Genomic DNA, 24,939 nt, shown 5'->3' on the forward strand with positions numbered 1-24,939 from the left:
GTGATGCGTTTCCTCCCGGCCCTGCTTGCCCTGCTGGCCCTTGCCGCCGCGCCCGCGTCGGCGCAGGTCGTCGCCAGCGTCGCCTCGCCCGATGCAAGCATCAAGGTCGAGGTGACGCTCAACGGCGAGGGTCGTGCTGGCTATCAGATCAGCCGGCTCGGCAAGCCGCTGATCGCTGAATCGCATCTCGGCTTCCTGTTCACCGACGCGCCCCAGATGCTGCGCAACTTCGCGCTCGAAAGCCAGGCGGCCACCGATCATGACGACACATGGAGCCAGCCCTGGGGCGAATGGACGAACGTGCGCGATCATTATCGGGAACTTCGCCTTCGTTTGCGCGAAACCAGCGCGCTGCACCGCGCGCTCGACGTGGTGTTCCGCGTGTTCGATAACGGTGTCGGCTTTCGCTACGAATTCCCCGACCAGGCCAGCCTGCACCAGGCCAACATCGCCGAGGAACTGACCCAGTTCAATCTCGCGCAACCGGCCGAGGCTTGGTGGTGCGAGGCGTTTGAATCCAACCGCGAGGAATATCTCTATCACCACACGCCGGTGGCCGAGATCGGCATCGCCCAGACGCCGCTTACGGTGAAGCTCGCCGACGGCACCCATATCGCCTTCCACGAGGCCGCGCTGGTCGATTATGCCGGGATGAACATCGCCAAGGTGGTCGGCGGCAATTTGAAGGCAGTGCTGACCCCGGCGGCGACCGGTCCCAAGGTCAGTCGCGCAGCGCCCTTCCCGACACCATGGCGAGTCATGCTGATCTCGCCCGACGCGGCCGGGCTGTACATGGCCAACCCGCTGATCCTGAACCTCAACGAGCCCGACAAGCTCGGTGACGTTTCCTGGGTCCACCCGCGCAAATATGTCGGCATCTGGTGGGGCATGCATCTCGACACGCAAAGCTGGGCGTCGGGACCGAAACATGGCGCGACCACCGCCAACACCCGCGCGATGATCGATTTCGCCGCGAAGAACGGGTTCGGCGGCGTGCTGGTCGAGGGCTGGAATCAGGGTTGGGACGGCGACTGGTTCGCCAATGGCGAGAGCTTCAGCTTCACGCAGCCCCATCCCGACTTCGACCTTCCCGGCCTCGCCGCCTATGGCAAATCCAGGGGCGTGGTGCTGATCGGTCATCACGAGACCTCGGCCAATGCCGCGCATTACGAGGAACAGATGCGCGCCGCCTTCGATCTTGACCAGCGGCTGGGCATCGACGCGGTCAAGACCGGCTATGTCTCGGACGCCGGCGGCTTCAAGACGAAAACCGGCCCGGACGGCGCGATCCGCTACGAATGGCACGAGGGGCAGGCTGCGTCGGTTCATCACCTGCTGGTTGTGAACGAGGCGGCCAAACGCCACGTCGCGATCGACACGCATGAGCCGATCAAGGATACGGGCCTGCGCCGTACCTATCCCAATTGGGTGTCACGCGAGGGCCAGCGCGGCATGGAATATAACGCGTGGGGGGTGCCCAAGAACCCGCCCGAGCATGAAGCCAATCTCGTCTTCACGCGCATGCTCGGCGGGCCGATGGACTTCACGCCGGGCGTGCTCAGCCTGAAAGGGCGTGGCGGCACGGACATCCTGTCTACCATGGCCAAGCAGCTCGCGCTCTATGTCGTGATCTACTCGCCGATCCAGATGGCTGCCGACCTGCCGGAGAATTACGCACGCTACCCGGGCGCCTTCCGGTTCATCAAGGACGTGCCGACTGACTGGTCCGATACGCGCGTGCTCAATGGCGAGGTCGGCGACTATGTGACCATCGCGCGCAAGGACCGCCGCTCGAACGACTGGTATCTGGGGGCAGTGACCGACGAGAATGCCCGCACGCTCGACGTGGCGCTCGACTTTCTCGATTCCGGCAGGAGCTATACCGCCCAGATCTACCGCGACGGCCCCGCCGCCGACTATCGCACCGACGCACGCCACGCGATCACGATCGAGAAGCGGACGGTGCGCAAGGGCGACAAGATCAGCCTGCCGCTGGCCCCGGGTGGCGGCGAGGCGATCCGCTTCGTGGCCGGGCGGTGATCGTTCGCATAGCAGATCGGTTGCTCGCATGAGGGCACCCGGTCGCATCGTCATTCTCGGCGGCGGCACTGCCGGCTGGATGGCGGCCAATCTGTTCGCGCAGCGCTGGCCGGGCACCGCGCGGATTACGGTGATCGAGAGCCCCGAGATCGGCATCATCGGCGTCGGCGAGGGTTCGACCCCGCAACTGAAGGCGTTCTTCGATACGCTCGGCATCGCCGAGGCGGCGTGGATGCCGGCATGCAACGCTACGTACAAGAACGGCATCTCCTTCCATGGCTGGTCGGACCGGCCTGGCCATGAAAGCTATTTCCACCCCTTCCCCAGCCCGCTCGACCTCCACACCGCGCCGGCCTTTTTCTTCAACTGCCAGGCGCGGCGCTTCGGCAATGACGTGTGGGCGCATCCCGACCGCTTCTTCCTCCAGCCGCGCCTCGCCGCGCAGCGCCTCGCTCCGATCGCCCCCGAGGAATTCACGCTCGGCCCGAGCTATGGCTATCATTTCGACTCGCATCTCGTCGGTATCTTCCTGCGCGACCATGCCCTCGGGCGCGGCGTCACGCATCTGCAGCGGCGCATCGTCGACGTCGCGATCGACAATGGCGCGGTGACTCACCTCATCGCCGAGGATGGCGAGACAATCGCCGGCGACCTGTTCGTCGATTCAAGCGGCTTCCGTTCGGTCATCCATCAGGCGGCGCTCGGCGTGCCGTTCCGATCCTTCGCCGACACTCTGTTCAACGACCGTGCGGTGGTGATGCCGACGCCGGCCGACCCGAGCGGGACCAACGCCGCGACCAAGTCCACTGCACTCAGCAATGGCTGGGCGTGGGACATTCCGCTGACCAGCCGCACCGGCAACGGCTATGTCTATGCTTCGCGCTATACCACGGCCAACGAGGCCGAAGCCGAACTGCGCGCGTATCGCGGGCTGGGCGATGATGTGCCGGCGCGACACCTGACGATGAAGGTCGGCCGCGTGGAGCAGAGCTGGGCGGGCAACAGCCTCGCCATCGGCCTCGCACAGGGCTTCATAGAGCCCTTGGAGGCGACCGCGCTGCACATCGTCCAGGCAACCGTCGAGGGCTTCATCGCCGCCTGGGAACAGGGCGGCTTCACACCGGCCAACCGCGATGCGTTCAATCAGCGCATCGCCGCGCGCTATGACGGCATCCGCGATTACATCGTCTGCCATTATCGCATGAACCGCCGCACGGACACGCCCTATTGGCGCGACAATGCCGCCAACCAGAATCTGTCGGATTCCCTGAAGGCGATCATGACCTGCTGGTTCACCGGCAAGGATCTCGAACGCGAGATCGCCGACCAAGGCATCGCCGCTTACTACCCGGCGACTTCCTGGCACTGCCTGCTCGCCGGCTATGGCCAGTTCCCCGACGATGATCGCATGCACGCGCCCGAGCCGGCCGCTCAGCGCCACGACATGGCTGCGATCGACGAGCTGCTGCGCCGCGCCTCGCTCAATTTCCGTGACCACAAGGCCGTGCTGGCCGAGCTTGCCTGAAGGACCGCATATGCGCTGGATCATGGCCCTGCTGATCGCCGCTTTCGCGATGCCCACCGCCGCCCAGCCAACTCCGTCGCGCTACACGCCGCAGCCCTATGTAAAGATCCAGCACCCGGCATGGAGCCGGCAGGCAGTGCTGTACCAGCTCAACACCCGTCAGTTCACGCCCGAAGGCACCTTCCGCGCCGCCGAAAAGCAGCTGCCCCGCCTCAAGGCGCTTGGCATCGATATTGTCTGGCTGATGCCGGTCAACCCGATCGGCGTGAAGAACCGCAAGGGCACGCTGGGCAGCCCCTATTCGGTGCGCGACTATTATGGCGTGAACCCCGAATTCGGTACCGTCGCAGACCTCAAGGCGTTCATCGCCACCGCGCACAGGCTGGGGCTGCATGTCATCCTCGACTGGGTCGCCAACCACACCGCCTGGGACAACAAGCTCGTGGCCGAGCATCCCGAATGGTACGAACATGACTGGAAGGGTCGCTTCCGCCCGACGCCATGGTTCGACTGGTCGGACATCATCGACCTCGATTACGACAAGCCGGCCCTGCGCCAGTACATGACCGCGGCGATGAAATACTGGGTGCGCGACATCGGCTTCGACGGCTTCCGCTGCGACGTCGCCGGCATGGTCCCGGTCGATTTCTGGAATAACGCCCGCACCGAACTGTCCGCGATCAAGCCGGTGTTCATGCTCGCCGAATGGAACTGGCCCGACTATCACGCGCGCGCCTTCGACGCGACCTATGCCTGGGACTGGTGGGACGCGATGCACGCGATCGGGACCGGCAAAAGCGATGCGAGCGGGCTGTTCGCCTATTACAGCTGGAACGACGGCGCCTGGCCGCGCGGCGCGATGCGCATGCTGTTCACCACCAACCACGACAAGAACAGCTGGGACGGCAGCGACGAGGAATTGTTCGGCAAGAGCTTCGCCGCCGCTACCGCGCTGAGCTTCGTCAGCGACGGCCTGCCGCTGATCTATAACGGTCAGGAAGCCGGCAATCCGAAGCGGCTCGCCTTCTTCGAGCGCGATCCGATCGTCTGGCGCGACCATCCGAATGCAGCGTTGTTCAAACGCCTGATCGCCTTCCGCAAGGCGCACCCGGCGCTCGACAATGCTCCATGGGGTGCGCCGATGGTCCGCGTCGTCAACGATCATCCCGACAAGGTTTTCTCGTTCGTCCGTCGGAAGGGCGCGGATCAGGTGTTCGCCGTGTTCAACTTCTCGGGCGAGACGCAGAAGATAACCTTCACGGATGGGCCTATCGACGGACCGTTCCACGATGAGCGTGACGGCACCACCACGACTCTGCGGGAAGGAGCGACGATGACGCTGGCACCCTGGGGATACCGTCTCCTGTCGCGATAGGGGAAGCGCTCCCAAGGTACGGCGACCGCGTTAAACTACACTGCGCTCCTGCTCTCACTCGATAGTTCGGAGCGATGCCCGAGGTGCGCGGCGCGAGCATTCACGCTGGGCGATGGTATTGAACATTGTTAGCGTCAGCCATGCCCTCGACAATCGACCCTGACCTGCTGCCCTTTGTGGATGCGCTGAACGAGGCATGGGCCGAGTTTCCCAACCTCGACCGCCTGCCTCTCGCCGAACAGCGTGCTGCAGCCGAGCAGGTGCGGCGGCGCTGGACGCTTGGCGGACCGGTCATGCGCCGCCGCGAGGATCTCACCGCTCCCGGCCCCGGACGGGCCGTTCCGATCCGGCTGATGTCAGCCGCCGATCCGGGCGGCCTCGCGCCGGTGTTCGTCTATCTGCATGGAGGTGGCTTCACGACCTTCAGCCTCGACACGCACGATCGCATCATGCGCGAATATGCGGCTCGCTCGGGCGCAACGGTCATCGGCGTTGACTATGCTCTGTCGCCCGAGCAGCGCTTTCCCACGGCCTTGCACGAGGTGATGGCCGTGCTCGACTGGGTCACGAAAACGGGTCAGGCCCAGGGGATCGATCCGACGCGCGTCGCGATCGGCGGGGATTCGGCCGGCGCCAACCTGGCACTGTCCGCCTGCCTCATGCGACGCGATGAGGGCAACGCTCCCCTGAGCGCCCTGCTCCTGGCTTATGGCTTCTTCGATGACGACTTCACCGGCGAAAGCCATCGCGATCATGGCGGTCCCGGCAAGCTGCTGACCAGTACCGAGCTGGGCCGATATCTCGACAATTATCTGGGGCCGGCGCCCTATCCGGACGATCCGCTCGCCCTGCCCGCCCGCGCGGCGCTGCACGATCTGCCGCCTTCCTTTCACATCGTCGCCGAGTGCGATCCGCTGGCCGACAGCGATCGTCGGATTGCCGAGCGCATGGCGGGAGCGGGCAACATGGTGCGCTGCAAAATCTATCGCGGCGCCACGCACAGCTTCCTCGAGGCTGTATCGATCGCGCCAATCGCAGAGCGGGCAGTGGCCGAGAGCGCGGCGTGGCTGGTCGAGCGGTTCTCCCGCTGACCGCTTGGCCCCGTCGCGTCGATCGATCTGGCGGTAGAAGACACGTGCGCCGTCGGGCATCCTTCCGCCTGGCGGGAGACACGCGAGCATGACCCAGATCGAGCGACGGCAGCTATGGACCGCGATCCACCGCTATTCCGGCCTGTTCATGCTGCTGTTCCTCGCGATCGCTGCGGCAACCGGTTGCGTGCTGAGCTTCGAGAAGCCGCTCGACGCCTGGCTCAATCCCGAACTATTCTCCTGCACCACATCGCGTCCGATCGACCCGGCGACAGCCGCCGGCGCGCTCGAGCGCGCTCACCCCGAGCTTGCAGCCACCACCTTCCCGGTCCGCGCCGAACCCGGTCGGACCGTCGAGGTGCTGGTCGAGCCGCGCGGCGCTCAAACCCTCTCGTTCGACCAGGTCTTTCTGGATTGCCGCGACGGACATGTCGTCGGCACCCGGCGTACCGAAGCCGGCTGGGGCCGGGCCCATCTGATGCGCGGCGTCTATCTGCTTCACTACACCCTGCTCGCCGGGGATTGGGGTCGGTGGCTGATGGGCGTGGTCGCCCTTGTCTGGCTGCTCAGCAATCTGGTCGGAGTCTATCTCACCTGGCCGCTCCGACGCCCCTGGTTCCGCCAGTGGAAACGCATCTGGCAATTCCGTCGGTCGAGCCCGTTGCCGCGGCTGCTGCTCGACATTCACCGCGCGAGCGGCCTGTGGCTGCTGCTCCCGCTGTCGGTGCTTGCCTTCACCTCGGTGGCGATGAACTTCTTCAGCGAGGCATTCCTGCCGGCAGTGCAGCTTTTGTCCCCGCCCCGCCCCTCGCCTTTCGACGGTGCCCCAGCGGGGCACAAGGCCAACCCTCCCGCCTTCCCTGACCTGCTGCGCAAAGCCGAACTGCTGGCCGCGAGGCGACAACTGACATGGCAACCCGCAGTCTATCAGCGCGAACCGGTCCGCGGGCTGTCCGGCCTCCGCTTCACGCCGTCGGGCATCGAGGAATATCGCGCGCTTGGGCCGGTGACATATTGGTTCGACGATGCGACCGGCACGTTCGTCTATGAAGACAGCCCCTATGCCGACAGTGCCGGCCAGGCGCTGAGTCGGGCGCTGTTTCCGCTTCACACCGGACAGATGATCGGCTGGCCGGGCATCGTGCTCGATCTGATCCTCGGCCTCGCCACGCTGGAGATGTGCGGCACCGCGCTCTATCTCTGGCTCAAACGCCGGCCCGGCCGCGTCTCCGCCCGCAAAAGGGAGCGTGGGAAAGCTAGAAGCGTCCGGGATTGAAGCGTTCCATCCAGGCCACCAGCGCCGGATCAGGATGGCCCGCCACTATCTCGCGCAATCGCTCGGGCGATTCATCCTGGCCCAGCTTGAATTTGCCCTCAATGCGCGTCACGGCAATATGGAAAGCGATGATCGCCTGCTCCATCGGGGCATAGCGCTCACCCATCATCGCCACCGTCCAGCCTGAGCCCGCGTGGCGATCCATCGCCTCGACCAGCATCGCCAGTGCCTCATGGCCGCGCTCCGGATCGAACGCGACGGTCCCTGCGATCCGCAGTTGCGCATAGTTCCAGGTCGGCGCCCAGGCAGGATCAGTCACCAGGCCGGGCGAGACATAGGCCTGTGGCCCTGTGAACAGCACCAGCGCGGCCGGATCCCCGGACAGCGCTGCGTAAAGCGGATTGCGCTTCGCCATATGCCCGATCAGGCCGACCAGCCGCCCATCGGCGTCAATCTCCGGCAACAGCGGCAACAGGCTGGGCAGGCCCGCATCGCCGCCCTTTGCCGGGCAAAGCCAGGCGAGCGGATAATCCCCGATGAGATCGACGATATCGGCATCGCCGAAGCGTAGAAACGGCGATGCCGGTGGCGGCACCGGAGGTTGCCCGGCATCACCCGGCAATTGCTCCGCCTGATTGGTCTCGTGCCTGTCCACGTTCGATCGTCCCCTACGTCAACAGCCCGGCTGTTGCGCCACGATCAATCGCCCGCCCGGTTCGAACAAGCCCCAGAATCCAGAATCGGCGGGGGCCAAGCTGCTTGCCGCGCCATGGCGGTAAGCGTAACTGGCTCCCTTGTGCATCATTTTCTGCAGGAGTTACCGGTCCAATGCTGCGGCCATGGAAAGTGGTGCTCGACGATCGCATCGACCCGAAGCGGGCGACGCCGATCTATCTCCAGATTGTCCGGGCGCTGATCCATGAGGTCGAGCGGGGTCGCCTTCCCTCCGGCACCTTCCTTCCGAGCAGCCGCGAGCTGGCCGGTCTGCTCGGCGTCAATCGCAAGACGGTGGTGCTCGCTTATGAGGATCTGATCGCGCAAGGCTGGCTGACGTCGAGCGGCACGCGCGGCACTATGGTATCGGATTCGCTGCCCGATCGCCGCGCCAAGCTGCCCGCGGCGTTGCGCCTGTCCGAGGCCGACCTTCAGACCCCGGCCTATCGCTTTCACGCGCCGCCCGAGCATCCGCTCGCGCTCGTCGCGGGCAGCGGCGTGAAGCTCGACGAGGGCTCGCCGGACGGGCGCCTGTTTCCGGCCGACACCCTGGCACGCGCCTATCGCTCGGCCGTGCGGCGGACGACGCGCGACAATCGCCTGCTCTACCGCGATCCTCGCGGCGTGCCTGGGCTGCGCAGCGGCATTGCCGAGATGCTGAAGGCCGAACGCGGCCTTGCCGTCAGCGCCGAGAACATCTGCATCACCCGCGGCAGCCAGAATGCGATCTTCATCGCCGCGCGCACCCTGGTCTCGCCCGGCGACGCGGTGCTGATGGAGTCGCTCACCTATGAGCCCGCGATCGCCGCGTTCAGAGCCTGCGGGGCGAAGATCGTGTCGGTCGGGCTGGATGAACAGGGCATCGATGTCGAGGATGTCGAACGCCAGTGCCGGGCATACCGCGTGCGCGCGATCTTCCTGACGCCGCACCATCAATTCCCCACCACCGTTGCCTTGCGGCCGGAGCGGCGGCTTCGCCTGCTCGAGCTCGCCCGCCAGTTCGATTTCGCGATCATCGAGGATGATTATGATCACGAGTTCCATTTCGACTCCCAGCCGCTGCTGCCGATGGCAAGCTATGCGCCGGCACGCGTCATCTATGTCGGCTCGCTCTCCAAGCTGCTGCTGCCGGCGCTGCGCATCGGTTATATCGCCGCGCCGACCGCCTTTATCGACGCGGCCGCGCACAGCATTTCGCTGGTCGACGGCATGGGCAACACCCTGACCGAGGAGGCAGTGGCCGAACTCATCGCGGAGGGCGAAGTGCGTCGCCACGCCCGCAAGGTGACCCAGGTCTATGCAGCGAGACGGGCGGCCTTTGCCGACAGCCTTCGCCGGACGCTGGGCGATATAGTCGATTTCAGGGTACCGGACGGTGGCCTCGCCTTCTGGCTGCGCTTTCCCGACATCGCCCATCTCGACCGGATCGAGGAACGTGCGCCGGCGCTCGGCGTGCATTTCGCCCGATCGCAGTCCTTCGCCACGCATGAAGGCGCGGCACGCGGCCTACGGCTCGGCTTTGCCAGCCTGAGCGCGGCGGAGGCCGGCGCCGCGCTGGAAAAGCTTGCCGCCGCTACGCGCTGAACCGTGTCTTGCCCCCGACAAAGGTGTGCAGCACTTTCACTGCAGGAATCCTGAGCGGGTCGATCGCCGTCAGGTCAGCATCGAGAATTGCGATATCGGCATAATAGCCGGGCGCAAGCACGCCGCTGCGGTCCTCCATGAAGCCGGCATGGGCGTTGGAGCGAGTATAGGCAGTAAGAGCCTGCTCGACGCTGACCTTCTGCCCGGGCAGCCAGCCATCCGGGTTGGCGCCATCGATGGTCCGGCGCGTCACTGCACCATAAACGCCGGTCAACGGATCAAGCGGCGCGACCGGCCAGTCCGACCCGAAGGTCACGGTGGCGCCGCTGTCGAGCAACGAACGGAACGCATAGGTGCCCTCGAGCCGCGCCTCGCCGATCCGCTTAACCGCCCAGCGGCCGTCATCGATGGCATGGAAGGGCTGGACCGAGGCGATCACTTTCTGCTTCGCAAAACGCGGGATCGTTGCGGGGCGGAGATGCTGGGCATGCTCGATGCGGAAACGCCGGTCCCTCGGCCCATTGGCTGCCGCCACCGCCGCATAGATATCGAGCACATCTTCATTGGCCTGATCGCCGATCGCATGGGTCGCGACGTGCAGGCCGGCGGCGTCAGCCGCACCGATCCATTCCCGCAAATCCGCCAGGCTTGTCACCCGCACGCCGCGCTGGCCGGGGGCATCGGCATAGGGATCGCGGAACAATGCCGTGCGCGAGCCCAGCGAGCCGTCGCACAATGCCTTGATCGCGCCCCAGCGCAGCCAGTCATCGCCGCGCCCTTCCGCCTTCACGATCGCCACCATCTTCGCCCAGTCGACCGCCGGCACGAACGCGTAGAAGCGCATGTCCATCTCGCCCGTGGCGCGCAGCCGGCGCAGCGCTTCATAGCTGTGCCAGTCGATCTCCGGATTATGGACCTGCGCCACGCCCTTGCTCAGGCCATGCGCGACGCCGCCACGCATCGCCGCATCGGTATCCGCGTCGGTCGGCACCGGGAACGCCCGTTCGGCAAGGTCCTTCGCATTGTCCTTGAGAACGCCGGTCGGCTCGCCCCGCGCGTCGCGCACGATCTGGCCACCGGCCGGGTCAGGGGTGTCGCGGGTGATGCCGGCGAGCCTGAGCGCGGCCGTGTTGAGCAGATAGCTGTGCAGGTCAGTCCGCGGCACCGCGACCGGCGTGTCGCCGGTCGCTGCGTCGATCCACTCACGGGTGGGCAGCGCGCCGCCGAGCCGCTGCTCGTCCCAGGTGCCGCCCAATATCCATTTCCCCGGCCGCGCGCGTGCGACGGCGCCAAGCCGGTCAGCGAAATCCTGCCGGCTCGTTGAACTCAGCAGATCCGCCTGGGTGAGCGTCACCGCACCGCGCAGGAAATGCGTATGGTTGTCGGTAAAAGCGGGCATCGCGAACGCGCCCTGCAGGTCGATCACCCGGGTCGCCCGCGTCGTGCGGGCTTGCACCGCGTCCGCGCCGATTGCCGCAATGCGATCCCCGACAATGCCGATCGCGGTCGCGCGCTTCTGTCCCGGCACGCCAGTCCACGCATTGACGTTGATCAGCGCGATATCGAGGCCGCTTTCGGCGGCGAAGGCGCTTACCCGACCGGCAACTGCAAAGGCAGCACCAGCCCCGATGAACATGCGGCGATCGATCATGGTCTGCTTCCTTCGGCGGCGGTCATCGCGCAAGCATATCGCCGTCCGTCATGAGCGAACCATCCAATTCGGCCTTGCCGCAGGGGCCAGCAGGTGCGAGCTTGGTCCCCTCGGCATCATTATTTTGGATGTTTTGCGCTAGCCAAGCGGTGCCACTGTCCCTTCAGGGAGATCGTGCGGCACTGGTGCCGCCCATCGGACAAGGCGCGACAAAGCGCCAGCCCGGGGATGTAGCACGAAGGACCAGGGATTGTTCCTCGCGGCGCCCAGCCGCGATGGCAAAGGGGATATAGATCATGCGCACTTCTCGCTTCATTCGGGCCAGTGCCGTGGCCAGCGTGGCGGTCGCCGCCGTTCTCGCCGCGCCAGCCTTCGCCCAGGCCGAGCCGGACAGCTCGAACAGCCAGGATATCGTCGTAACCGCGACCAAACGCAGCGAGTCGGTGCGCGATGTCGCCATGCCGATCAGCGCAGTCACCGGCGAGCAGCTCGCCAAGGCCAATGCCAACAGCCTGTCGGACTATATCGTCCGCCTGCCCGGCGTGGTGTTCAACGACTATCAGCCCGGCGTTTCCGAAGTCATCATCCGCGGCGTTTCAGCCACCACCTATCACGAGCAGGGTCAGACCACGACCGGCTATTATCTGAACGAAATCCCGCTGGTCGAGCCTGGCTTCCCGATCGGCATCCCCGATGTCGACACCTTCGATCTCGACCGGGTCGAGGTGCTGCGTGGCCCGCAGGGCACGTTGTTCGGCTCGTCGACGCTTGGCGGCCTGGTCAATTATGTCGTGAAGACGGCTGACACGAGCGGCATCCACGCCGCCGCCGAGGGCTCGGTCGGCTATACCGACCATGCGAACGGCCAGGTCAACTATGCCGGCAAGCTGATGCTCAACGTGCCGATCATCAAGGACAAGCTCGCGGTGCGGGTGATGGCGCTGCAGCGCTTCGATGCGGGCTTCGCCGATAATACCGGCACCGGCGTCAAGGGTAGTGACGATTTCCGTACGCGCGGCCTGCGCGGCTCGATCGTGTTCACACCCGCCGACGGCACCAAGATCACCTATCTTTCGACCTATCAGGAGACCAAGCTCGACGACGAGACCTATCTGACCTCGATCGCCGACATGACGCGCTTCACGGCCAATCCCGAACCGCAGAAGACGAGCTTCTTCCTGAACTCGCTGCGCCTCGACCAGGATCTCGGCTTTGCGACCTTCACGATCTTCGGGTCGGTCGACAAGAAGACCAACTTCACCCAGTTCGACGCTTCCTATGATGGCTTCCTGAACGGCCACACCACCGGGCCACTCGCGCCGATCTCGATCACCAACGCGAGTGCGAACATCAAGCAGGGCGAAGCGCGCCTCACCTCAAAGGGCGACGGGCCGTTCCGCTGGCTGATCGGCACCAGCTACATCTATGCGACCAAATTCAGCTACGACCAGACCCTCGCCCCCGGCGCGCAGGCCTATATCAACGCGCATCCAGCCGATTTCGGCGGTGTGGCCGGCTCGGTGCTGGCGCCGCATGATCAGCTCTATGGCTATATCTCGGATACGGCGAACAAGGATTTCGGCGTGTTCGGCGAGCTCTCCTATCGCCCCGTGCCCTCGCTCGAGATCACGGTCGGCGGCCGCTATTACAGCAACGAAGCGAAGGCGACCGTCACCAACCAGGCAGGCTATGTTAGCGGCAGCACCGTCGACAAGACCGGCTCGCTCGACCAGAAGGACCATGGCTTCACGCCCAAGGCGACCGTCTCGTTCCGTCCGGCGCCCGGTTTCCTCGCCTATATGACCTATTCGCGCGGCTATCGCGTCGGCGGAATCAACCCCAATGCGGGCCTGTTGCCGACCATTCCCACCGCTTATGCCGCTGACAAGGTCGACAATTACGAAGCAGGGGTCAAATTCGGCCTGCTGAAAAACCGTATCCTGATCGACGCCACCGTATTCTCGATCGACTGGAAGAACATCCAGGCGCGCGAATTCGGACCCGGCCCGAATTACTTCTCTTACGTGGTCAACGCCGCCAGCGCGAACATCGTCGGGATCGAATTCTCCGGCACCGTCAAACCGGTTCGTCACCTCAGCTTGAGCTCGAATGTGACGTACCAGGAGGCGGCACTCACTGCTTTCCTGCCGGACAATTATGGGCCCGGCTATGCAGCCGGCACGCAGCTGCCGGGTTCGTCGAAATGGTCGGTCGCGAACAACGCGGTCCTCGACTTCCCCGAGATGAAGATCGCGCCGACCTTCGAGCTCGCGCATCGCTATATCTCGAGTGCACCGGTGGCGTTCGGCAACCCGACCTATCGCGGGGGCTTCAGCCAGTTCGATGCCCGTGCCTCGGTCACCCTGTTCGAAAAGGCTCGCGTAATGGCGTATATCAACAACATCTTCGACAAGCGCGGTCTGCTCAACGGACCGTTCGCCGGACAGACGAGCCCCGCCTTTTCGATCATCAGGCCGCGCACGGTCGGGATGCGGATCGATCTCGGCTTTTAGGAGATGAGAGTGGGGCGGCGACCTGGCCTGGCGCATAGCGGACTCCTGGTCGCCGCTGCCTTGCTTCTCGGCGCGGCCTCGCCGCCGCCTGATGCCGATGCCGGCGGCCCGATCACGCCGGCTGACATCATGAAGCTGAAGGACACGCGGTCGGCGCGAATATCCCCCGATGGCAAGACCATCCTGTTTCCGGTGCAGGATCAGATCTCGACGTTCGGCTCGCCGCATATCGCGATCTGGTCAGTGCCCGCCGACGGCAGCGCCCCGGCCAGGGCGCTGATCGAGACCAAAGGCGTCAACAGCGATCCGACCTGGTCGCCCGACGGCAAATGGATTGCCTTCCTGTCCGATCGTGGCAGCACGTCGGAAAGACCTCTGCCCAGCCAGATCTGGCTGATGCCGGCCTCGGGCGGCACGCCGGTACAGCTTACCAGCCTCCCCAGCGATGCCGGCAGCTTTGCCTGGTCTCCCGACAGCAGGTCGATTGCGCTGCTCGCGGCCGATCCGCCGACTGCCGAGGAGAAAGCCGATCTCGCCGCGAAGCGCGATTCAATCGAAGTCGACACGGTCAAGCACCTCAATCGACTGTGGATCGTCGATATCGCCAGTCACGCCGCGCACCAGCCGGCGCTTGAAAATCTCAATATCGGCAGCGCGAGCTGGGCGCCCGACGGCAAGCGCCTTGCGCTCAACGTCACCGATACGGTGTCGATCAACGAGTATTTCTATCATTCGCGGGTAGTATTGTTCGACCTCACGACCGGCGCCGTCACGCCGACGCCACTCGACAATGTCGCCGGACCGACTGACTGGTCGCCCGACGGCCGGACGATCCTGAGCGAGGAAATCCTCCAGCCAGGCTTTATCGGGCTCGCGCCCCGGCTGCTCGATATCGCCTCGGGCAAGGTCACGCGCATCGCGGCCGACTATCCGGGCCTGTTGAGCGACACGCATTGGTCACCGGATGGGCGGTCAATCCTCGCCCTGTCGTTCGAACGCACGCGCTCGAAACTGGTGCGCCTGTCGATTGACGGGAAGGCCTCTCCGGTCGCCGCGTTCGACGGCGAAGCGGCCGGCTATTCAGTCAGCCATGACGGCCGCACCATCGCTCTTGCCCTGTCGAGCCCTGACCGGCCCGCCGACGTCTGGGTGGTCGCGCGTGGCGTGCCGAAAGTCGTGACGCGGACCAATCCGCAGGTTGCAGCTTGGCATCTGGGCAAGGTTCAGGAGATCAGCTGGCAGAACTCGAAGGACGGCAAGACGATCTTCGGCGTCCTCGTCACGCCGCCCGGTTACGTCCGGGGCACCCCGACCAGGATGGTGGTGCAGATCCATGGCGGCCCGGAATGGGCTTGGTGGTCCGGCTGGCTCGGCAGCTGGCACGAATGGGCGCAGATGCTTGCGACACACGGCTATGTCGTGTTCCTGCCCAATCCGCGGGGGTCGGATGGCCAGGGCACTGACTTCGCCCGCGCGGTCGGCGATGATTGGGGCGGGATGGATTATCAGGACGTCATGAGCGGCGTCGATGCGCTGGTCGCGCAGAAGATCGCCGATCCCGATCGGCTCGGCATCGGCGGCTGGAGCTATGGCGGTTTCATGTCGGCCTGGGCAGTGACTCATGGCGACCGCTTCAAGGCGGCGGTCGTCGGCGCGGGACCGACTGACCTGACCGCCTTTTCCCGGATCACTGACACACCCGACTTCACGCTCGGCTATTTTGGCGACGTGCCGGGGCACCTCGCCCGTTATGATCGCAGTTCCCCGGCACGATTGCTGAGCGACAAGGTTACGGCGGCGGTGCTCGTACTTCACGGTGAGCAGGATACGCGTGTACCGCCCACGCTCGGGCTGGAATTCTATCGCGGGCTGAAGATGCTGGGCAAGCAGGCCGAGATGGTGCGGTATCCGCGCGAGCCGCACTGGTTCCACGAACCCGCGCACCAGGAAGACATCCAGCGCCGCGTGCTCGACTGGTTCGACAAACATCTGTGATCGGCCCCGTCACGACCCGGCATGGACATGAGGATCGGGCGTCACGGATGAGATGCCGCTACGGCCGACGCCCCTTCACGAACAGGTTCGCGGTCAGCCGACCGGTCCGCGGATCATCGCTCATCGACATGTCGGGCGGGATGATCCCCGAATGGAGCAGATTGCCGCGATAGATGACGAGCCGGTCGGGCACGCCCTCCACCGCGCCGATCTGTTCGAAATGCGCGTCCGTTCCGTTGATATAGGCGGCCGGTCGCCCGGCAGCGTCACGCTTCGCCGTGGCGACGAAGCTGGAAATATTGGCCTCATCGACCACCTCGATCCCCGTCGACCGCTGTCGGTAGAAAGCGGTGCCGGTCCCCGGCGTGTCGCTCAGATAATGGAGCACCGCGATGTAATCGGGATCGGTCGAATCGAAATGCGGGGCGCGCTGCGCCGGGCTGAGCGTCGCGGGCGGCGCGGTAATCATCGAGAAGCTCGCCTCGATCAGATCGAACGCATCCGCTTCGAACGCGCCGCCGATGAACGGCGCCGCCGTGCGTAATGTCTCGCTGACATAGGCGAACGCGGCTTCATCGCGCTCGTCGATGATCCGGCGAAGGCCAGGATAATAGTTTCCGACGATCCGCGGGAACGGCGCCATCGCGGCGGCAAGGTCGACGATCGCGGGCAGCCGTTCGCTGAAATCATCGACCACCACCACCGGGCTCCGGCCCGCCCCGATGCGGCGCAGTTCCGGAGTCATCGCGCGCTCACCCGCCGATCGCGACGCGTGCCGGATGCGCGATGTCGGGCAATGCGAAGCTGACCGTATGGGCCGCCGCATCGACCGTCGATGCCACTGTCCTGCCGTCCAGCCGGATCTTGGGCGCAGGGCCGGTCCAGCCGTGGATCACCACGTCGAACCCTGTCCACCACGGCTTGAAGCTGCCCGCGCGGTTGCCGAACGACAGCGAAGTGGCATCGCAGCTGATCCGCTGACGCAGATAGGCGCCGCTCTTGTAGGCGAAGCTTTCCCCGTCATCGAGATACAGCCCGCCCTGGCAGTCAGCGCCGGGATAAATAGCGAGCTGCAGGCGGCCCTTCGGCGTCTCGACCGTGCTCTGCACGAGAGGCTGGCGCGGCAGGATCGTGCCGGGCCGGACGAACACCGGCAGATGACCCAGCGCCGGCGTCTCGGTCGTCGCGGCTCCCGTCAGCGGCAGGCCGGTCCAGTAATCGTACCAGCCCGGGCCGGGCAGTATGATCCTGTACGGGGCAGGCGATTCCCAGGTCGTCGGCGGAGCGATCAGCAAATCGCCGCCGAGCATGAACTGGTCCTCGGTGCCGCCGAGCCGGTCGCCCCTGGAGACCACCGCCGGATAGTCCAGGAATACCGGCCGCATCAGCGGCAGGCCGGTGCGGCTGTTCTCGTCGGCGAGCCCATAGATGTACGGCATCAGGCGATAGCGCTCCTCGATGTAGCGCCGCCTGATATCCTCCTGTTCCTTGCCGTGGACCCAGACCTCCTGCTCCGCCTTGCCCTTCTGGTAATGGTCGCGGAAGATCGGGTTGAACGCGCCGACCTCGATCCAGCGCGTCAGCAGGTCGGGCGAGGGCGGATCGCCGGCGAAGCCGCCGATATCGTCACCGGCATAAGCGAAGCCGCTGAGCCCTAGGCTGACGAGCTGCGACACCGAAAGCTTGAGATGCGCCCAGCTCGACGAATTGTCGCCGGTCCAGGTGGCGGCATAACGCTGGCCGCCGGCGAACGACGCGCGCGTCATCACGAACGGGCGCTTGTCGGGCGCGAGCTTGAGGACGCCTTCATAGGTGGCGCGCGAATTGAGCATGCCCGTCAAATTGTGAACCTCGGCCTGAGTCGTCTTGCGCGCTGCGAAGCCGGGCTCGTCGATCATGTTGACCACGTCGAGCGGCATCGTCTTGGTGACCGGCTCGAACACCGCCGGCTCGTTCATGTCGTTCCAGAAACCGGCCACGCCCATCCCGACAAAGTCGCGATATTGCGCGCCCCACCAGGCGCGTACCGGCGCCTGGGTGAAGTCCGGGAACAGAGCCGGGCCGGGCCAGACCGTGCCGACGAACGGCTTCCCGTCCGGGTTCTTCATGAAGACATCGGCGGAGATGCCGCTGTCATAGGGCTTGTAGCCCTGGTTCGGCGCGTCAGCGATATGCAGGTCGGTGATGACGACCAGGTGCATGTCCTGCGTCTTCAGCTTTTGCACGAGGCCCGGCAGATCGGGAAAACTCTTCGTGTTGATCGTGAACGGCCGGTTGCGATCCTGATAATCGATGTCGAGCCACAGCACGTCGGCCGGGATGCGGTCGGCGCGCAGCCGGTCGGCGATGCCCTGCGCCTCGGTCTGGCTCATATAGCTCCAGCGCGATTGCTGGAAACCGAGCGCCCAGCGCGGCGTCAGCGGCGGCGTGCCGGTCAGCCAGGCGTAATCCTGGACGACGTCCTTCGGCCCCGGCCCGGCCATCACATAATAATCGACCGGCCCGCCTTCGGCACCGAAGGAAAAAGCCGCGCGCTCGCTCTTCCCGAAATCGAAGAAGCTGCGCCAGCTATTGTCCATGAACAGCCCGAAGGCGTGGCCCGTACCGTCCAGCCCGAGCACGAACGGGATAGATTTGTAGAGCGGATCGGTCGATGGGGTGAAGCCGAACTGGTCGCTGTTCCACAAGGTGAACGCGCCACCGCGGCGATCGAGTGAGCCGGTCTTGTCGCCGAGCCCGAAATAATGCGCGTCGGGCGGCATCGCCTTGCGGAGGCGAAAACCGCCATTGGCGATATCAAGCGCGGTGCCGGGCGCGTCGGCGAGCACCACCCTGCCCTGCGTATCGCGGATCGTGATCGCCAGGGTGGCGCGATCGAGCGTCACCACGAGGGCGGCGGTGCGCAGCTCGGTATCATCGCCGGATGTCGTGACCTCGATGGGCACGCGCCGGCTGCGCACTGCCGGCGGGACAGCCCAGGACGCGTCTTCGGGGAGCGATTGCTTGCCGGCGCGGATACGGACGACGTCGGCGCGCGGCGCGCTGATCTCGATCGTCACGCCATTCTGCTCGGCGACATAATGATCGACCGTCTTCGCCATTACGGCCCCCGGCATGAGCGCCAGAGCGACCGCGATCAATCGCGCGCAGGCTTTCCGAAACGCGATCACAGGAGCACGAACCTTGCCGGCACGCCGCCGACCGATGACGGCGCAACCCAGACATCGAACGCGCCCGGTTCGGCGAAGGCGCGGCGATCGGGATGGACGAAGGCCAGATCGGCGCGGGTCAGCATGAACGACACGCGCGCGCTCTCCCCGGGATCGAGGTCGAGATGCTTCATGCCTTTCAGCGCGCGCACCGGTTGCGTGAGGCTCGCGACCTTGTCGTGGATATAGAGTTGCGCCACCTCATGCGCCCGCCGCTTGCCGGTGTTGGTCACCATTGCCGACACCGCGATCGAGCCACCGCCGGCAAGCGTCGGCGCGCTCACCTCGGTGCCGGAATAGCTGACGGTCGAATAGGTCAGCCCGTGTCCGAACGGGTAGAGTGCTTCGTTCGTCACTTCACGGTATCGCGCTTTCCAGTTGCGGTCGTCGGTCACTTGCGGGCGGCCGGTGGTGCGGTGGTTGTAGAAGAACGGCTCCTGCCCCGACGCCTGCGGGAAGCTGACCGGCAGGCGACCCTGCGGCGCGCGATCGCCGAACACAACATCCGCCATCGCATTGCCGGTTTCCGAGCCGAGGAACCAGGTAGCGAGGATCGCCGGCGCCGCGCGCACCGCCCCGGTCAGTGCCAGCGCCCGCCCGTGGCGCAGCAGCACGATCACTGGCTTGCCGGTCGCGGCGACCGCGTCAGCCAGCGCGAGCTGCGCATCGGGTATCGTGATCTCGACCCGCGCCTGCGCTTCGCCCGACATGCCGGCGCTTTCGCCGACCACCAGCACGACAACATCCGACGCCTTCGCCGCCGCGACCGCCTGATCGATCCCGCCATCGAGCGGCGATTCATAATCGCTGCCGCGCACCACGATGAGCGTCGCATCCGGCCCCATCGCGGCGCGAAAGCCCTCCTCCGGCGTCACGCAGGTCGCGACATCGGGGAAGCTCGCCCATGGCCCCGGCATGTCGCTCTTGTCGGACACGCATGGCCCGATCAAGGCGATCCTGGCCGACCTGGCGAGCGGCAGCAGTTCGCCGTCGTTCTTCAGGAGGACGATTGACTTGCACGCTGCCTCGCGCGCCAGCGCGATCGCCTGCGGCAGGCGCACATCGCTTTGTTCGCGCGCGACACTGAGCGAGCGATAGGGGTTGTCGAACAGCCCGAGCGCCTGCTTGACGTGAAGCACACGGCGCACCGCGGTATCGACTGTCGTCATCGAGATCCTCCCTGCCTTCACCAGCGCGGGCAAATGCTTGTTGTAGAGTCCGCTCTGCATGGAGACGTCGCACCCCGCGTCGAGCGCCTTGACCACGGCATCGGGTCCGTCGGCGGCGAAGCCGTGCAGGATCATCTCCTCGTCCGAGGTATAATCGGAAACGACCAGACCTTTGAATCCCCATTCCCCGCGCAGGATGTCAGTCAGAAGATAGCGGTTGCCGGTCGAAGGCACGCCGGCGATGTCGTTGAAGCTCGACATGGTCGAAAGCGCGCCGGCGTCGAACGCGGCCTTGAACGGCGGTAAATGCGTCTCGCGCAAGCTCGTCTCCGGGATGTCGGCGCTGTTATACTCCATGCCGCCCATCACCGCGCCATAAGCGGCGAAATGCTTCGGGCAGGCAAGCACTGAATCCTCGGCCTTCAGGTCGTCGCCCTGGAAGCCGCGCACGCGCGCCGCGGCGAAGTGTCGCCCGAGCCAGGTGTCTTCGCCCGCGCCCTCGACCACGCGGCCCCAGCGCTGGTCGCGCGCGATGTCGACCATCGGCGCGAAGACCCAATGAATGCCCTTGGCGCTCGCTTCCACGGCCGCGGCGCGCGCGGTGCGCCGGGCAAGCTCGGGATCGAAGCTTGCCGCTTCGCCCAGCGGCACGGGGAACGCGGTCTTCATGCCGTGGATCACATCCCCGGCGAAGATCAGCGGAATCCCGTGCGGGCTCTGCTCGATCGCGGTCCGTTGCAGCTCGCGCCCGGCGGCCACGCCGATGCCGTTGAACAGGCCCGTCATCCTGCCCGCGGCAATCTCCGCCTTGAGCGATTCCATGCTCTGCCGGGCCAGGCCGGGATTGATCACCGGCCCGTCGGTGCGCGCCGGATCGCTATAGATCGACAGCTGACCCGCTTTGTCCTGAAGGCTCATTGTCGCGATCAGGCGCTCGATGAACGGATCACGCGCTGGCACGCGCTTGGCCAGAACGGGCAACGACGCCGAGACGAATGCGAGCGCTGACGCGCCTTTCAGCAGATCGCGGCGGGAGACGATTCGAGCCACTGCAACATCTCCCCTGCCCATCTGCATTCCCGAATCGCCGCGGCGCGTCGGAACGGAATATTTTCTGCTTGGCGAATGCGCATGAAACCGGTTACCAAGCAAGTCCTGGAACCGGTTACGCGGCTCGTGAGAGGCCGATACATCGTTCCGTCCAGCATGGCGCTGGAACGGGGAAGGACTGAGGCAAGGCATGGCTACGGCCGGCGGCATCACAATCAATCTTCGCCCCGCGCCGATGCGGACAGGAACCGTGCGCCTGGCCGATTCGAGCACGACCAAAGAACAATAACGGGGCGGGCATCCGCTTCGAAAAAGGGGAGACGACATGAACAAGCTGATGAAGGCGAGCCTGCGCGCGGCACTCGCGACCACCGTTCTGGGCGGAGGCGCCCTGATCCTCGCCGCGCCGGCCGCCGCGCAGACGACATCGACCGTCCAGGGGCATGTCGACGGCGCCGCCGCCGGAGCGATCGTGACCCTCACCGATACGAACACCGGCCATCAGGATACCGCCAGGGTCGACGCCAACGGCAATTATATCCTGCCCGGGTTGCCGCCGAGCACGTACCGCGTCGCTTCCGGCGACAAGTCAGTCGTGGTTGTGGTGCCGCTGGGCCAGGCGGTTACCGCAGACCTGCTCGCTGAAGCGGCAACGACGAAAGACGTCGTCGTGACGGCATCGCGTGCAAAGGACGTCAAGGCTACGACCGTCACCACGAACGTCTCGAGGTTCCAGCTTGAAAATCTGCCGAATGGCGACCGCAACTTCCTGAACTTTGCGGCCCTGGCGCCCGGGGTCACCGTCGAAGCGCCGACATTCGGCGGCAAGGCGCGGCGGGTTCAGGCCGGCGGAATCAATTCGGACAACACGAACACCTTCATCGACGGCATCAGCATCAAGAATCTGGTGAACCACGGCGGCACCATTGGACAGAACCTGTCTTCAGGTAACCCGTTTCCGGCGTCGGCCGTTGACCAGTTCGATGTCCAGACGCAGAATTTCAAGGCAGAGTTCGAGCAAGCCGGTTCGGCCGTCATCTCCTCGGTTACGAAAACCGGTGGCGACAGCTTTCACGGAGAAGTCTTCGGCGAATGGCAGCCCAAGGCATTCATCACCGAGAATTACGACGATCGGCCCGGCCATATCAACAACGCGACGACTCCGTACCGGAAGAAGCCGAATTTCGACACGAAATATTATGGTGCTGACCTCGGCGGCCCGATCATAAAGGACAAGCTGACCTTCTTCGTCGATTTCGAAGGAACGAAGAAGACCTTCGGTGCCAATGACATCAACGTCTATTCGGGAACTATCCCTGGAATAAGCCCGGCTGCAGCCGCCTATGCTCAAAGCGCGCGATCTCAATATAACGGCAGCTTTCCGGCTGATTTCGACGAGAAGCTGTATTTTGGCAAGCTGACCTTTTTCGCGACACCGCGCGATACGGTCAATGTCAGCGCCTTTATCCGAAAGGAGGCCAATCTTCAGATCAATGGCGGCGTGACGACGACTGACGCATCGACCAATAATCGCAATGACGAGCACCGATACCAGCTCACCTGGAACCATCGCGGCGACAGCTGGCTCAACGAATTCATTTTCGCGCGCGATGCCGCAGCCAACGGGGCGATACCCAACGTCGCCGGTTCGTCGTACGTCGTAACGAACGGCGTCAACATCGGCGCCTCGAGGGTATTGATCCTCGGCGGAACCAACTTCGCGCAGGATGATCATCAGTACCAGACGCTGTTCAAGGACAATGTGACGTTCTTTGGCGGTGCGCACACCGTTAAGGCTGGCCTGAAGGTCAATTTCACGAAGCTGCAGCGCCTCGAGGACAATAATGGGAACGGCACCTATTTCTACGACGCCGCGACCTTCACCGGCGTTGGCGCGTCGACCCCTTATGCTGCGACCATCAATACCGCCACGGTCAAGCCGGTCACGGCCAACAACACCGAAGTCGGCGCGTTCATCCAGGACGACTGGAGGCCGGACGACCACTGGCTGATCAGCGGCGGCATCCGCTGGGACTATGAGTCCAATGCGACGAACGAGGATTTCGTGACGCCCGCGGCCATCGCGGCTGCCCTGCGCGCATATCCCGGGTGGAAAGCGGCTGGCATAAACCCCGATGACTATATTTCGACCGGGCACAACCGTAAGCCGTTCATGGGCGCGTTTCAGCCTCGGCTTGGCATCTCTTATGATGTGAAGGGCGATCGCGATCTTGTGTTCACCCTTGGCGGCGGCCGCTATTATAACCGCTCGCTGTTCATCGATTCCGCGATCGAGACGATCAAGGATCAGTATGAATCGGTCGCCACTATATATCCGACGCCGGGTCACCCGCTTCCAACTGACGTTGCGGCGCTGCGCGCGCTGGGAGCATCGCAAGGCGGCGAAGTGCACCTGCTCAATAATAGAACAAAAATGCCTTACTCGGATCAGGTAAACTTCGCGGTCAAAAAGCGGTTTGGCGTGGTCAATACGTCCATAACGCTTGCCTACATCAAGTCGCATAACATCTATCAGGAAGTGGTAGGAAACCGACTCCCGGACGGAACCTACAGCCCCGGTGGAAACCCGGTTTATACCTATAACGGCAATGTCTTCTCCGACGGCATCTTCTATTCCGGGGCAGCCATATTTGCTGCGCCTTTGCCGGGATATGGCAGCATCTTCATCGGCAACAGCGACGGCAAAGCGACCTATGCCGCTCTGTATCTGCAGGCCGACAAGCCCTACACTGATCAATCCGGCTGGGGCTTCAGCACGACGCTGACCGTCTCCAACACGCGATCGAACGATACCCGGAACGGCGCCTCGATCGGAGATCCCTTCAACTTCGACGCGCCGACCATCGGCGCCCAGGGATGGGGCAATTCGAGCGGCCTTGAACGGTGGCGGTTTGTCGGAACCGGCACCGTCCGCCTGCCCTTCGACATCAAGGCAACCACCTTCGTCACCCTGTCCTCCGGGCCATCCTATGGCGGCGTTTTGTGCAACGTTCCCACCACGGCGCCCGGCGGCGGTGGCTGCTATCTCACCAATTTCGGCATCCATCGGCCCGGAGGAATTGGCTACAAGAATGTCGACTTCAACATCACCAAGACATTCAAGATGCCCTGGGATCATGGTCACGAACTGACAGTCTATTTCCAGGCGCTCAACGCCTTCGATTTCGTCAATCGCAACTATTCGATGTGGGGCGGCGGCTTCCAGAGCATCGGCGGCTCCGGCCCTACCCTCGCCCCGGATACCGGTACCGTGGCGAGCCAGGGGCGCAACTTCAAGGTCGGCGCAAGGTACCGATTCTAGGCGTCAAAATCGAACGCGTACCCTCCCGCCAGGTGGCACGAACGACCGGGTCTGGTGGTTGCCAAGGCAGCTTCTCTATCGCGGTTTGAGTCTTTGGGTGGTTCCATCCTCCGGCGCCATAAAGGCGCCGGTAGCGGTGGGTTGATCTCGACGCGCCCGCGTTCGACAGAGGCTCGCGTCCTCAGGGGGTCAAAGTCTACACTTTGTACCCACCACCGGGATGGCCTTTACCGACCATAGCTGGCCATTCCCGGTTGCGATGGGAAACACCGCTTCTGGCGGGAGCAGTCGTTGACGTCTGGCAGGCCGGACTATCAGGAATGCGCCCGATAGCTGCCGTCCAGTAGCCTAGAACACGTCCCTTATACCAAGTCCCATTAGTCAGAACTCCTTAGCCCAGCCGCGCATGCCGATGGACATGATGC

General features: G+C 64.6%; 14 protein-coding genes. 9 read left to right on the forward strand and 5 right to left on the reverse strand.

Annotated features, from left to right (window positions below):
• Window positions 1-3: 3 nt before the first annotated feature.
• The 5 genes from ABD050_RS14625 (at window position 4) to ABD050_RS14645 (ending at window position 7,307) form a co-directional block, all read left to right on the forward strand.
• Complete coding sequence (locus ABD050_RS14625) at window positions 4-2,040, forward strand: glycoside hydrolase family 97 protein (protein WP_343890152.1); 2,037 nt, start codon at window positions 4-6, stop codon at window positions 2,038-2,040.
• A 28-nt stretch (window positions 2,041-2,068) separates the two neighbouring features.
• On the forward strand, window positions 2,069-3,565 hold the full coding sequence (locus tag ABD050_RS14630) for a tryptophan halogenase family protein (protein WP_343890153.1): 1,497 nt from the start codon (window positions 2,069-2,071) through the stop codon (window positions 3,563-3,565).
• Between the two features lie 10 nt (window positions 3,566-3,575).
• Window positions 3,576-4,940, forward strand: coding sequence for an alpha-amylase family glycosyl hydrolase (locus tag ABD050_RS14635; protein WP_343890154.1), 1,365 nt, complete (start codon window positions 3,576-3,578; stop codon window positions 4,938-4,940).
• Between the two features lie 140 nt (window positions 4,941-5,080).
• Entirely contained in the window at window positions 5,081-6,031 is a 951-nt protein-coding gene (locus ABD050_RS14640) for an alpha/beta hydrolase (protein WP_343890155.1), read from the forward strand.
• 88 nt (window positions 6,032-6,119) lie between these two features.
• Complete coding sequence (locus ABD050_RS14645; RefSeq protein WP_343890156.1) at window positions 6,120-7,307, forward strand: PepSY-associated TM helix domain-containing protein; 1,188 nt, start codon at window positions 6,120-6,122, stop codon at window positions 7,305-7,307.
• On the opposite strand, the gene ABD050_RS14650 is transcribed toward ABD050_RS14645, so the two are convergent.
• Window positions 7,288-7,962 carry an FMN-binding negative transcriptional regulator gene (locus ABD050_RS14650; protein WP_343890157.1) on the reverse strand — a complete coding sequence of 225 codons (675 nt, stop codon included), beginning with the start codon at window positions 7,960-7,962 and terminating at the stop codon, window positions 7,288-7,290. The genes ABD050_RS14645 and ABD050_RS14650 overlap by 20 nt on opposite strands.
• A gap of 173 nt (window positions 7,963-8,135) precedes the next feature.
• Here ABD050_RS14650 and pdxR point away from each other — a divergent pair, with 173 nt between their 5' ends.
• A complete protein-coding gene (gene pdxR / locus ABD050_RS14655) occupies window positions 8,136-9,605 on the forward strand; it encodes a MocR-like pyridoxine biosynthesis transcription factor PdxR (RefSeq protein WP_343890158.1) in 1,470 nt (489 codons plus the stop codon).
• Here the strand turns inward: pdxR and ABD050_RS14660 are convergent.
• Window positions 9,595-11,256, reverse strand: coding sequence for an amidohydrolase (locus ABD050_RS14660; RefSeq protein ID WP_343890159.1), 1,662 nt, complete (start codon window positions 11,254-11,256; stop codon window positions 9,595-9,597). The genes pdxR and ABD050_RS14660 overlap by 11 nt on opposite strands.
• 296 nt (window positions 11,257-11,552) lie before the next feature.
• Between ABD050_RS14660 and ABD050_RS14665 the strand changes: the two genes are divergently transcribed.
• Both ABD050_RS14665 and ABD050_RS14670 read left to right on the forward strand, forming a co-directional pair.
• Complete coding sequence (locus ABD050_RS14665) at window positions 11,553-13,769, forward strand: TonB-dependent receptor (RefSeq protein WP_343890160.1); 2,217 nt, start codon at window positions 11,553-11,555, stop codon at window positions 13,767-13,769.
• Between the two features lie 9 nt (window positions 13,770-13,778).
• On the forward strand, window positions 13,779-15,764 hold the full coding sequence (locus ABD050_RS14670) for a S9 family peptidase (RefSeq protein WP_343890161.1): 1,986 nt from the start codon (window positions 13,779-13,781) through the stop codon (window positions 15,762-15,764).
• 58 nt (window positions 15,765-15,822) lie between these two features.
• Here the strand turns inward: ABD050_RS14670 and ABD050_RS14675 are convergent, their stop codons facing one another.
• The 3 genes from ABD050_RS14675 to ABD050_RS14685 all read right to left on the reverse strand — a co-directional run bounded on the left by ABD050_RS14675 (window position 15,823) and on the right by ABD050_RS14685 (window position 21,192).
• On the reverse strand, window positions 15,823-16,509 hold the full coding sequence (locus tag ABD050_RS14675; protein WP_343890162.1) for a DUF6445 family protein: 687 nt from the start codon (window positions 16,507-16,509) through the stop codon (window positions 15,823-15,825).
• Between the two features lie 7 nt (window positions 16,510-16,516).
• Entirely contained in the window at window positions 16,517-18,865 is a 2,349-nt protein-coding gene (locus ABD050_RS14680) for a glycoside hydrolase family 31 protein (protein ID WP_343890163.1), read from the reverse strand.
• 65 nt (window positions 18,866-18,930) lie between these two features.
• The gene (locus tag ABD050_RS14685) at window positions 18,931-21,192 is read right to left on the reverse strand and encodes a glycoside hydrolase family 3 N-terminal domain-containing protein (protein WP_343890164.1); all 2,262 of its coding nucleotides are present in this window, start codon (window positions 21,190-21,192) and stop codon (window positions 18,931-18,933) included.
• A gap of 325 nt (window positions 21,193-21,517) precedes the next feature.
• Between ABD050_RS14685 and ABD050_RS14690 the strand changes: the two genes are divergently transcribed.
• The gene (locus ABD050_RS14690; RefSeq protein ID WP_343890165.1) at window positions 21,518-24,514 is read left to right on the forward strand and encodes a TonB-dependent receptor; all 2,997 of its coding nucleotides are present in this window, start codon (window positions 21,518-21,520) and stop codon (window positions 24,512-24,514) included.
• The last annotated feature ends 425 nt before the right edge of the window (window positions 24,515-24,939 follow it).

Source organism: Sphingomonas oligophenolica (assembly GCF_039522915.1).
GTDB classification, from domain to species: domain Bacteria; phylum Pseudomonadota; class Alphaproteobacteria; order Sphingomonadales; family Sphingomonadaceae; genus Sphingomonas; species Sphingomonas oligophenolica.